Below are 12,369 nucleotides of genomic sequence, written 5' to 3' on the forward strand. Positions count from 1 at the left end.
GGAAACGTTACCCCGCTCGCCTGCACGATCTTGAACGGCAGAGATCGAGCGCCCGAAACCTAGACCTCCGAAGCCCGCAAACGGCTGTGCAACGTGCGCAGCCAGCGTCCGCAGGATGTCTCCACCAACGCGCGAGATCAATAATGGGCTCGGTGACAGTGCTGGGCGGCTGCGCGCGGCCGAGGGCTTGAGTGACGCGCCGCGAGATCCTGGCGCCCGCTGACGAAGTGATATCCGAGCGTAGGAAGCGCGTCAGCCCGAGGCCGCAGCGGCTCCGACGGCACGTAGCAGCCCCTTCTCGTCGTGTCGTGACGTCTAGGCCTTAGCCGTTCATTTCGCCGGCGGTGCCACCAGTCCCCGCACCGACACCGTTCAGTTAATTAGGGACAGAGGCTATCCATCCGCCACCGCGCCAGACCGGGCGAGCTGAAGCCCGCCCGGCCCGGATGGCTCAGATCAGGTCGAGGCCTTGCTGCGCCAGCCCGGTGAGAACCTGCGTCGTCTCGGCCGAGCTATAGAAGGCCACTTCCACTTCAGCCCGGCTGAGGCCGGCACCCAGCGCATCCGTCCAGTACTGCGCACCGGCCGCATCCGCCTGACGATCGAAATGGCTCTCATAGAGGGCTGTCACGAAGTTCTCGTCGGTCGTTCCATCGTAGCGGGTGTGGAACTCGACCGAATTCGCGAAGGCACGCACCAGATCGGCTTCAGCGACACCCTTCTCCAACTGGCTCGACCAGAAGTCCAACCCGCCGGCCTCAGCGCCACGACCGAGAACAGCCTGGTAGGCATGTCCGACTTCCAGCGCCTGAAGATTGCCCACCAGCACACCCTGCGTCGCCAGGCCAGTCGGATCCGCGGCCGCCTCGGCTGAGCTGATGATGGTGAGCGCGACCTGCGCCCGGGTCGAGGTGCCGGCGTCCAGCAGCCCGGTCCAGTAGGCTTCGCCATCCGCGTCCACCTCACGCCCCAGCACCGCGTCGGCGTAGAGGTGTCGCACGAAGTCGCCGTTCGAGAGCGTACTGGTGGCCGCGGCCGCTTCGTCGCTGTTGGCGACCGAAACCGCGAGATCTTCCAGCGTACCGCCCGCCCGCAGGTAGTTCATCGACAGGGCGAGGTCGAGCGCGCCTGCCTCACGGTCCAGCAGCGCCTGGTACAGCAGCGCGACCTTGACGCCGGTGTCCTGCGCATCGAACTGCAGCTCACCATCCGCGAAGCGCACGGTTTCCACGCCGGACCAGTGCGTGGTGTTCGAGTCGCCGCCGCTGTCGACCCAGGTGAAGGCATTCACGCCACCGCCGATCGCCTTGGTCAAGCCGCCGTCGGCTCGACCGAGCGCCGTGAAGACCAGCGTGTCCTGGCCGCCAGTATCGACCACCGTGTCGCGGCCGGTGCTGACCAAGAAGATGTCGTTGCCCGTTCCACCCTGGAGGAGGTCGCTGCCCGTGGTGCCCGTGAGCGTGCTGCCGCCCTCGAACGCAGTCTGGGCCGCCTGGAACACGCTGTCGGTCTGCACCGCCAGGTTCTGGATGCGGGTGTCACCGCTCTGCGCCGTGTCGGCCTGGGCGAAGGCGTAGTCCTGATCGGCGTACTTGGCGCGCATATAGGCGGCAAGCGCCCACTGCTCGCTACCGGCCGCCGGCCCGGTGATGCCGAGCTCGGTTCCGGCCGCGGCCAGGGTCTCGCTGTTCAGCAGATCGACGCGATCCTCGGCGTAGAACTTCAACGGGTTGTTATCGCCGCCGGTGGTGATGAAGTCGAAGGTGGCGATGCGGATGGTGCGGTCGGCGTCGCCAACCAGCACGCCGTCTTGGATCAGGACGTCGGCCACGCTGCCGTCGTCGTCCAGGATGGCGGCATTGGCCACGCGGCTGCCGGCCGTGACCACGCTGCCGTCCGTCGTGCTGAGAACCTGCGCCGTGCCGGCGGGATCGAAGCTGTAGGCCAGGCCGCCGTACTGGTCGAAGCCGCCGGGCGTGGTACCCGGGTTATAAAGGGCGGCGTTCCATTCCAGCAGCTGCTTCAGCTCCGCCGCGGTGACGGTGACCAGCGACAGGTTGTTGTTGAAGCGAAGCGAGTTCTCGATATCCAGCTGGCTCACGCCGCCCAGCGCCTTGCCTGCATCGGGGTTGGCCGCCGGCGGCAGCGGCGTCGCCGTGGCGTCCGAGGCATAGGAGCCGATCTCGGCGCGGATGCCGCCGCCATTGTGCAGGGCCACAGTCACCGAGCCGTCCACCAGCCGCCCGGCATACAGGAAGGCGTCGGCGGTCAGGTTGCCGAGGTTGGTTTCCTCGGTACGCACGGAGTTGCGCAGACCGTTGAGGTAGACGTCGGAGTAGCCGAAGACGTTGCCGTCCTTGCTCTCGATCACGGTGCCGATCGCGTCGGTCAGCTCCGCGACCGTGCCACCGCGCGTGCCCTCGGCGAAGGGATCCTCGCTGCCCCACAGCGCCGCGACGTTGGCGTCGGTGGTGGCGATGGGCCCGTTCAGCGCCGGGTCGATCGCGTCGGTCTGGATCACGCCATTCGCGTCGAAGGTGACGTTCAGGCGGCCGACATAAGAATACTCGTTGCCGGTGTTCACCACCACGACCGGGTTACCGTCGGCGCCGGTCCGCACCACTGGGTAGGTCTGCGCCGCGGTGTCGCCGTTCGCCAGCACGTCGTCGCCGTCGGCGAAGATCTGGTGGCTGCCGCCGGCGACGATCACGTCCACGCCCGTCAGCTTGGTCGCGAGGTCGAGCTCCAGCTGATACTGCTGAAGGTGGCTCAGCAGGATGATCTTGTTCAGCCCCTGGGCGATCATCTGGTCGACGTAGGGCTGCAGCACCGCGGCGAGTTCGTCGGTATTGTCCACCCCGCCGTCACCGGCTGGGTCCTTCACTGTGACGCTGCCGACGCTGGTGAGGCTCGCCTCGAGCTGGGTGGTGACGCCCAGGATGCCGATCTTCTGGCCGCCTTCCTCGATCACGCTCCAGGGCGCGATCTGCTGATCCGTCGCGAGCGCCGCCAGCGCGGTGGGGGAGGCGAGGTCGGCCGCCGTCGCGCCGTAGCTGGCGGCGTCACGCAGCTCCGTCGTGTAGAGCCCCTGCAGCGCGGCGTCGCCCGAGAAGTCGAGGTCGGCGGACAGGAAGGGAAACAGGGCGCCGATATTGGTGACCGAGGTGCTGGTCGTGCCGGTGCCCTTGATGAAGTCGATCGCGTCGGCGAAGGCGTTGGTGCCGAGGTCGAGGTCGTGGTTGCCGATCGTGGAGGCCTGGACGCCGATGGCGTTCAGGATGGCGATGTCGGCACGCGCCGCGGCCAGGGTCAGGCCCGACAGCTGCTCGGCCGGCACGCCCAGGATATGGGCATAAGCGTCGATCAGCGCCGCGCGGACCGTGGGATCCGTGCCGGCGGCGATAAAGGGACCGGGGATGAAGTTGTCGCCGGAGGACAGGGTGATGCTGTTGGGAACCTCATCCTCCAGCTTGTCCACGATCGCGGCGAAGTTCTTCGCGCGGTCCACCGCGAGCAGGCCGGCCTCGAAGTCCGAGCCGTGCAGGATCTGCAGGGTGTAGCTGCCGTCACTCGTCTCTTCGTTCAGCGCGACGGCGCGGGTGTTGCCGCTGGTCTCATTGCCGATCAGCAGTTCCGCGGAGCCCGAAGTGGACTCCTCGGCCGGCACGAAGGTGAACACTTCCGGCGCCACGTCGCCCTCGTTGGCGATCGTGCCGGCGTAGCTCACATCGGCTGGACCGTCGATGCGAAAGGCCATGATGGCGTTGGACCGCTCCAGCCCCGCGAAAGCGTAGAGCTGCCCATTCACCGTGCCGAGGGTGATGCCCTCCGGTTCCGGGCCCTTGTTGTCGGAGCGGCTGTCGTCGAGCAGCTCGGGGTAATCGGCGGCAAGCGTCCGCTCGATCAGGTCGCCAGAGTCGTAGGTCTGTACCAGGCCGGTGTCGGTCACTTCCCAGATCGAGATGCTGCGCGCGCCGAAGGTGGTGATGACGTCGATGTCGCCGTCACCATCCGTGTCGCCATCCACCGTCGAAACATTGAGGCGGCCGAGTGCGTCGTCCGCCTGCAGCGCGGCCGCGTCGGGAAAGATGGTCGGGTCGAGTGTGAGGGTGGAAAGCCGGGCGGAGTCGACGTAGTCGCCCCATTCCCGCGTGTCGCCCTCGTTGGCGGTGACGAGGTAGGTTACGCCATCCTGCTGGAAGGTGGCGATGCCGTCGGGCATGTAGAGGCCGCTGACCGGCCAGTTGGCGATGTTGACACCACCGTCACGGTCGGAGGCATCGAAGCCGTTGCCTTCCAGTGAAAAATCCTTGGTGCCCAGCGGCAGCACGGCGGTGAAGGCCGGTCCGCCCTTGGCAGTGAGGTCCAGCACGCCGATGGCGTTGTTTTCCTGCAGGGTCACGTAGGCCTTGGTGCCATCGGCCGAGAGGGCGATGTACTCGGGCTCGATGTCGGTGGCCGCTGTGGTGCCTTCCGGCCCGGTGATCCGCACGCCGCTGGCCACCAGCGCCGCGGTGTCGAAGCTGCCGAAGCCGGCAAAGCTGGCGACGCCGGTGGCGACGTCGATCACCGCCACGCCGCCTACCGGATCGGCCGTGTAGTCCGGCGCCGGCTCACCTTCGATCGCCACCAGCACCTGCGTGCCGTCGGCGGTGAACACCACGTTGTCGGGAACTGCGCCCACGGTCACGGTGCGCAGCAGGGTGGCGGAGGTTCCGGCCGCGTCCAGCTCGTAGAAGGCCACCGTACCGTTGGTGGCGGGCTCGGGGCCGTCATAGGTCACGGCCACGATATTGCCGGATACGGCGACGCTGTTGCCGCTGCCCAAGGTTCCGAGGTCGCTCTTCGGCAGGCTGAAGCGGAGCGCGCCGTCGGAGGCCTGCAGCACGTCCACCCCGTTCGGTCCCAGGCTCAGGACGATCTGGCGAGTCGCGTCGTACTCCACGACTTCGGCTCCGCCCGCAACGGCACCTGCCGCGCTGCTGTTGTTGAAGCTCCAGAGCGAGCTCGCCGTCAGACCGGCCATGTGTTCGCCTACCTTCCCGAGGATATTGGAAGGCGCATTACAGGTAGATTAACGGTTCATCATGCATGGTTTTGTGACAATTCCGGCCGGGTAGAATGCGGCCACCCCACTGTTGCGAAGGAGCCTTGTCAGAGGCTTTGCAGGCCGAAGTCCGCCGAATGGTGGCGGGTAAGCCGTGGAATACCGGCGTGGAAAGCTAAACTCTGCCTTGATGCCGGAGGCCCGGGGCATGCTCCGGCACGGATGCTGAGGCTGACCCACCAGCTTCCATTCGACCTCCCGAAACCTTCCTCCAAACTAAGGGCTAAAGGGTCGGCACCTCCTTGATGGACCCGCCGCGAAGTCTTGGTGGGTGGTCCTCCGTCTTCTCCTTCTCGCCGCCTGGAGGCCCCATCCTGCTGCTGAACCGTCGGCTCGAGCCGGTCGTACAGCGCTACGTGGAACTGGCTGACTTCGCGCCTGACTGGCTCGATCAGGGGGGCCATGATGTACGGCGCGCCGCCGCCCGGCTGGAGGGGCTGCAGCGCTCGGTTGCGGCCCTGCAGGAGCGCGGCCGCATTGCCCAGGATCAACTGGCCGCGCTGACCTCGGAAGAAACCAATCAGCGCCTCATGGTGCTCTCCGTCCTCACGGCCATCCTGCTGCCTCCCACCCTGGTGACCGGCTTCTTCGGCATGAACACGAGCGGTCTTCCGGGAACTGCGAGTGCGAGCGGCACTTGGTGGGCCGTTGGAGCCATGCTGCTCGCAGCGGGGTTGGCCGTTCTGGTTCTGGTGAGGCTCGAACTGCTGCAGTGGCGAGCGCGCCAGCACCGCAAGTAACCTGTCCGCATGCTTCAAAGCCCGAAGCGTTGGCGTGGGGCAGATTTCGTGAGTTACCCCAAGAGAACGTCAGAGCCAGAACTTCGTTGGGTGGACGATGAACTCGCCTCGTGCAGGCCGTTCAGCAGTTTGACGAAGAGCCCGCCGGGTCAGGATGGCCGGTCAGAGCAAGGTAAAGGTGGTGAATGCCTGTCGAGATCGAGCGCAAGTTCCTGGTGCAAGGTGACCGGTGGCGTGCCGGGTGTACACAGATCCACGAGTTCCGCCAGGGCTACCTGATGTCGCATGAAGGTGCTGGCGCAACCGTACGCGTCCGCATCTTCGGTGACCACGCCTTCTTGACGATCAAGGGTGCCAAGTCGCCCAGTCGGGCAGAGTACGAGTACCCCATTCCTCCTGCCGATGCTGAGGAAATCCTGCGATCGCTCTGCGGCGATCGCTTGATCGAGAAGCGCCGTCACTGCGTGCCCCATCAAGGCCTCATCTGGAGCGTGGATGTTTTTTCCGGATCGCTGGCCGGTCTTATCCTGGCCGAGGTCGAGTTGAGCCACCCTGAGCAGCCACTGGCGCTGCCATCCTGGGTGGGACCGGAAGTGACAGCAGATCATCGATACCGGAACTCGGTTCTTGCCCGCAGTACGACACCTCCCAGGGAAAAGCTGAAGGTCTGAGGCCGGCGACCCTCCCCGGACGAGGTCACCCGATCGGGCCAGCAGGGAAGCAATGCCGGAGAGCCTGTTGATCCCTGACCCCTTCCGAAGCACGCCGCGACCGACCCGCGCCGCGACCCCATCCAGCAGCGCGCGGATGAAGCCTATGATCTTTCACGGGCGGACCAGCGACAGCAAGATCTCGAGCGCGATCAGCACGAGGATCATCACCTCGAGCACCTCCGCGCGCGTGCTGGCAGCCTCGCCGTGCAGGGCGGTGTAGGTTTCGCGGATCGTGGCCAGCTTTCGGTCCACCGCGGCACTGACGTTGGGGACGCGGAACAGCTCGATCGCGGCAGCGTACACGCGCGCGAGATAGACGTCCTCCGTCACCTGCAGGGCGTTGTCGACGCGCTCGGTCAGTTCCGTCACCTCCGCCACGGTGGTGTGCAGGCGCTGCGCCAGTCGGGAGTAGCGACGCGATGCCAGGAGGCTGGTCTGCCGCCGCGCAGCTTCCACCAGGTCACGCACCCGGGGTAGCTCGTCGTCGAGCATTTCATCGTAGGTGCGCATTTCCAGCAGCTGCGCGTTGGCCATCTCCAGCACGTCCGCAACGTCGGTTTCCCCCTGCGGCTCGTACAGGAAGGCACGGTCCCAGGTGACCACCGCCAGGTCGTCGGGGTGGTAGGAGAAGCGGTGTCGGAGGAGATCGCGCTGCGCGCCCTCGGACAGCGGCCGCGCCTCGCCCGAAAGCAGTGGCACCAGGTCCAGCCGCTCCTGCAATGAGGCGGACGTCAGCGGGGTGTCGAAGCGCTCCACCATGGCAATCAGGTAGTCTTCCTGCAGCGGCACGCGGCTCGGTCGGTCCAGTGATTCCGCCAGCAGCTCGCCCAGACGCCCCAGGAGCGCGTCCCACGGAGCCGATATCCCGCCGGGTCCCACCAGCCGGTCGACGCCGTTCACCAGTTCCGTGAACTCTTTCCAACTGACATCCATGGCCGGCAGCCGCAGCGCCAGCGCGGCGATGCCAAAATCGTACAGGCGCACGCCCGCGGTCGCCGTGACGGTGGTCCCACCAATCCCCAACGGCACCGGCCCCAGCGTCAGCGCCAGCGGCGGCACGCCGAAGGAGACCGCCTTGGGTGAGGTTCCCATCAGGCGGCTGCGGGCGCTCGCTTCGCGCGTCCGCTCGGACCACAGGGCTTCCGCCTTTCGCAGGTCGATCTCGTAGGCAAGGTCGAAGAGCCGGAGCACGATGACCTGCCCGGCAACGATCTTGGGCTCCGCCATGGCCGTGGGTCCGGGTTTCGGCTGCTCCGGCAAGGTGCCCCGCTCAACCGGCGCCACGCCGCGTGTCGCGATAATCAGTTGCCCCTCCTGCCCAGTTCTGCCCGCTCTCAAGTCGCCTCTTCGGCGAGCCCGAAGGGCGGGCCGTGCGCGACTGCCGCGGCCGCTGCCGCTGCCTACATGCTGCAGGCCAGCCAGGTGCCGCAGGCCTGCAAGTCGTGGTTCCAGGCGTCAAGCTTGATCGTGCCGTTCCTTGATCGACCTGAACCTTCAGCGTCGGGAAAACAACAGTTCAGCCTGCTCCCCGGATGCTCTGCCCGCCGGTGCGAAGGACGTTGTTCCGCGAATCGATGCGCCCGGACAGGAAGGGATGCCTCGGTGACTGCACCCCAGCGATTTCGCAAATTCGTCATCTGATTGCAGGGATGTAGCCCCGGCCTTTCTCAAACCCCGTACAGCCTCACCAAGTTGTACGTCCGTAGGTGATTGGCGATGAGGTTCTGAAAGTAGTAGTAGAATGCTTCGAGCAGTAATGCCCTCGGCGGAGCAATGCATTACCTGGAGTGGAAGTGCCACTTAATCCCAATTGCATGGCAGTGGAGAACTTCCATCGCTCAGCATGAGTGATGAGCTGCTAGGATTGGCGGCATGCAGTCTTTAAATGTCTACTTCCCAGCGTGAATCTCCGGGGGCGCTACCATCAGGCATCGGGTCACGCCCATGAAGTCGGGCAGGTTCGTTTTTCTTTGTGTTTTTGATGAACGGAGCGTGTCCAGCGCTTCTCAGCGCTGGACACAGTAACAGAAGCTTCGGTTGCCGTTCAGATCGAGAAGAGCGCGTCGCCGTTGTTCGTCAGCGCCGCGCTATGCTGGAGGTCCGTGCCGTCCACCCGGATGGAGTCCACGTAGAGGTTCCGGTCCTGGTCCGCGCTGCCGCCCCAGTGGTCGTCCAGGAACTGGACGCTCAGCTGATGGTCACCCTTGCTCAGATCGACGGAGGTGAGGATGTCCAGCATTTCCACGTCGCCCATGCTGTGCGAGGCCGTTACCGCGCGGGAGTCGATGATCTGCTTTCCATCCAACTCTAGGGCGAAGTGGGCGTCGCCCCCGAAGGCGTCTTCGGACAGGCCGAGCCTGATCACGTGATCACCCTCGCCGACGCTGGGCACGGAAGCCTGCGCGTCAGTCGGCGCCGCGACCGGGGTCGTCGCCGGCGTTTCGGCCGTGGTGTCGGTCGGTGTCCTGGTCGGCGTCTCCGCCGGGGCCGCGGCAGCGGTCTCGGTCGACGGCGTCTCGACCCGGAAGGTCAAGGTGCCCGAGTTCAGCAGGTCGCCCTGACTCCCGGTCTTGATCCCCCCCGCCACGATGTCCTCGACGTAGAGGTTGCGGTCGGCTTCGGCCGTGCCGCCCCAGGCGTCGTTGTCGTAGGTCACGGTGACAACATGGTCCGAGCCCGCGGCATAGTTGCCAAGGTCGATGGCCTCGCCGCCCGAAGCATGCGTTGCCGTCACCTCACCGCGGAAGCGCACCTCGCCGTCCACCATCACCGTGGCGACCGGGTTGCCCTGCCAGGCTTCGGCGCCCAGCACGATCGACAGGCCGTCCTGGCCCGCTGCGGACGATGCCGGCGTGTTGTCGCCCTGATCGGTGCCGGTCTGTCCGGTTTCCGTTCCCGTCGCCGGCTCCTTCACCGGATCAGCTGTCGCCGGGTCGGTGACGGCCACGGGGTCCGTGCTGGTCACCGGATCCGTCGCCGGAGCCGCCGCCCCGGTGACCGGCGTGGTGCTCGACCCCGTGTTGACCGGGGTCACCGAGCCAGCCGCGCCGGGCGCCTCGATGGCGAAGGTCGGGTCCTGAGCATAGTCGGCCTGGGTCGTGAAGGGTGCGCCGTCGGCCACCAGGGCGTTGTAGGCGTCGACAGCCTCCTGCGAGCCGGTAAGGCGGGCAATGCCCGCCAGGGTCGCCAGTGCCAGCTGCGGGTAGTCACCCTGGCTCTGTTCCCAGCCGTCGCCGTTGGACCAGCCGCGGGCCACGGTCTGCGCACCGATCTCGGCCCAGGTCGTGTAGGGCGTGCCGGTGGTCGCATCGGCGTTGGCGATCAGGTAGGCGGCGCCGTCATGCTCGGCGAAGCCCTCGGCGGCATGGGTGAACCGCCCGACCAGGAAGTTCGCCTCCCACTTCAGGAAGGTGAGGGCATCCGCATTACCCTGCGACGCGGCCGCGATCGCGGTGGAGGCGAAGTAGTCCTGCTGCCAGGGCGGCAGGGCACCGGCCGCGCCGTACTCGCCGGGCAGGTAGCCGTGCGCCTCGCCCTGTTGCGCCGTCCATTCCGGGATCTTGGACACCAGCCAGGACCAGTTCGCGTTGGACACTTCCGTGAAGTAGGCCTTCTCGGCGCTGCCATCGGGGCTCGCATAAGCGGCCTCGTCGATTTGGCGCAGGCTCCAGGCCGCACCACGCACCTGGTTGTCCTGGACCACCAGCATGCCGTCGTCGCCGCGCTGGGCCGTCCACACGCTTTCCACGTTCCAGGCCGCCTGAGCCTGGAGGTTGTCCAGCATCCAGCGCTCCCCGGTCATCAGGTAGGGAACGTAGGACAGATCCGGCTGATGCGCGGAGTCGAGGTTCCAGCCGGTGTCGCCGTCGGACTGCTGCGTCAGGCTGCCCGAATTGGCGTCACCCGCCGCGCCGGTGCCGCCGCGAGGGTCGGTCCACAGCTTCGGGTAGTCGTCGGCGCTCAGCCACTTGCCGTTGGCCGCGTCCCACATGTTCCACGGCACGCTGCTGGCGGTCTCGGCCTGATCCAGCGCATAGGCGGCCGCGCGGGCATCTTGGGTGATCAGCCAGGTGGTGTTGGTCTCGGTGGTGAAGCCGATGTCGGCGCGCCCGCCGGTGCCGGGCATGTACTGCGTAACCCCGTTCACCGCCAGCGGGGTGTCCGTACCGGCGGCCGCGGCCGCGGTGCCCAGCGCTGCGAGGTCGGCCTCGGGGATCGGGGTGGAAAGATCGTACTGCGCGACCGCGCCGGTATCGGCGAGATGCGAGATGTCCTGGTGGATGTTGAGCCATCCGGCCTCGGGGCTGCCGGTGCCCTGACCACCGTCCACGCCGGTGTCGAAGCTCTGGTGCCAGTTCTGGTACAGGCCCTGGCTTACGCTCTCGTTGGCCGCGACATGCCCATCCATGGTGACCTGGACGTTGCAGGACGCGCGTCCGCCATCGGTGATCATGGCGGCGTCGTTGTTGAACTGCGCTTCCACCGACATGCCGCCGCCCTTGTAGGCAGTGACGTCGAAAACGAGGCGCTGCGAGCCCGGCAGGTCCACGGACACGCGGGCCTGGGTCGCGAGCTCACCTTGCTGCCAGAAGTCCGCGGTGCCATTGGCCAGCGCCGTGCGCAGAACGTCGAGCACGTCGACGTGGACAGGGCTGCTCCCCCCCGTCAGGTCCACGGCGAAGGAATGGTTCGCGAGCACCGAGTTCATGTCGACCGCGGCGGCCTGATTCGCCCCGGCGGCCGCATTCAGCACCACCTCAGCGGAGCTTCCGGCCTGGAGGTCGGGCCGTGCCACGGACACCACGGCCTGCTTGACCGAACCGTCCGCCCAGCGCGTTTTCACGTCCATCTGCACGGCAACATCCACCCCACCGATGCTGGCCGTCAGGTGAGAGCCGTTGCCGACCTCCCCCTGGGCGAAGACCTGGCCGAAGGTGGCCACGCCGGCCTCGAGATCCGCGGCTCCCGCGTTCTCCAGGCGCAGCGCGACGATGCCGTTTTGCTGTACGCTCATGTTCTGCCCTTCCCCGGAAGCGCCCGCTCTGGGTTGGCATTCCGGCCTAAGAAATCGTTCCAAATTCCGGACATCCCTCAAAGAACGGGTCCGGCGGCGACGACCTGACACATCGGCGAACGGAATAGCAACGGACTTAGGGCAGATAATCGAGGTATTTCATTTCATTGGAAAACTATCCTCAGGCAGTGTCGGAGAGCTTTACAAGGCAAATGGACGTTGATCGGTGCAACTAAGGGTTGAGCGCGGAAGCGATGTCAGGGGATCTTACAGTTAACACATGTTATTACGGTCGCGGATTATCAGGGTGCAGCCGAGTGCTTTTGGGGGGGTGCGTCACCTGTTCAGGCTTCCACGCGGGGCAAGATGCGGTGCTCCGCTTCGGCTGGACTGGAGGAGCCTCGGTGCAGCCTCGACGGCTGCATCGAGATCACATCGTCCAGCACGACCGGGTAACCAATGGCTGCCACGTGTTCCTCGAGGTGAAGCCGTAGAGCACCGCCTCCCGTTTGGCCTGCCGCTCGTCCAACGTGACCACGCTCCGCGCTTCTCGGAACGCTGGATCAACTTAGTGACACAGCCTCAGCCGCATTGGCCGAGACGGCCGCTCGGACAGGTCACCGCCCTGCCGGCCACGCCACGTCAGCCACATCGCAGCGTGGCTGATCGTGGGCTGCCCTCATGGTGGACATTGTTCCTGCGTACCCGCAGTCATCCCACCCGGCTGTCACGCTGCTGCATTGCCGAGGAGAGACCGGTGTCGGTGCTCCATCTGGCTGCGGGTTTCAGCAATGA

At 66.3% G+C, this 12,369-nt stretch carries 5 protein-coding genes; 2 read left to right on the plus strand and 3 right to left on the minus strand.

Annotated elements, in window-relative coordinates; genetic code table 11:
- Nucleotides 1–451: 451 nt before the first annotated feature.
- Complete coding sequence (locus ACFFGY_RS00315; protein WP_377042343.1) at nucleotides 452–5,026, minus strand: choice-of-anchor I family protein; 4,575 nt, start codon at nucleotides 5,024–5,026, stop codon at nucleotides 452–454.
- 326 nt (nucleotides 5,027–5,352) lie between these two features.
- Between ACFFGY_RS00315 and ACFFGY_RS00320 the strand changes: the two genes are divergently transcribed.
- Both ACFFGY_RS00320 and ACFFGY_RS00325 read left to right on the plus strand, forming a co-directional pair.
- The gene (locus ACFFGY_RS00320; RefSeq protein ID WP_377042344.1) at nucleotides 5,353–5,847 is read left to right on the plus strand and encodes a CorA family divalent cation transporter; all 495 of its coding nucleotides are present in this window, start codon (nucleotides 5,353–5,355) and stop codon (nucleotides 5,845–5,847) included.
- A gap of 185 nt (nucleotides 5,848–6,032) precedes the next feature.
- The gene (locus ACFFGY_RS00325) at nucleotides 6,033–6,518 is read left to right on the plus strand and encodes a CYTH domain-containing protein (RefSeq protein ID WP_377042345.1); all 486 of its coding nucleotides are present in this window, start codon (nucleotides 6,033–6,035) and stop codon (nucleotides 6,516–6,518) included.
- Nucleotides 6,519–6,671: 153 nt separating this feature from the next.
- Here the strand turns inward: ACFFGY_RS00325 and ACFFGY_RS00330 are convergent, their stop codons facing one another.
- Together ACFFGY_RS00330 and ACFFGY_RS00335 are read right to left on the minus strand one after the other, a co-directional pair.
- On the minus strand, nucleotides 6,672–7,787 hold the full coding sequence (locus ACFFGY_RS00330; RefSeq protein WP_377042346.1) for an RMD1 family protein: 1,116 nt from the start codon (nucleotides 7,785–7,787) through the stop codon (nucleotides 6,672–6,674).
- An 817-nt stretch (nucleotides 7,788–8,604) separates the two neighbouring features.
- Nucleotides 8,605–11,574, minus strand: coding sequence for a carbohydrate-binding domain-containing protein (locus ACFFGY_RS00335; RefSeq protein ID WP_377042347.1), 2,970 nt, complete (start codon nucleotides 11,572–11,574; stop codon nucleotides 8,605–8,607).
- Nucleotides 11,575–12,369 lie beyond the last annotated feature (795 nt).

The organism is Roseomonas elaeocarpi, from assembly GCF_042433915.1.
GTDB classification, from domain to species: domain Bacteria; phylum Pseudomonadota; class Alphaproteobacteria; order Acetobacterales; family Acetobacteraceae; genus Roseomonas; species Roseomonas elaeocarpi.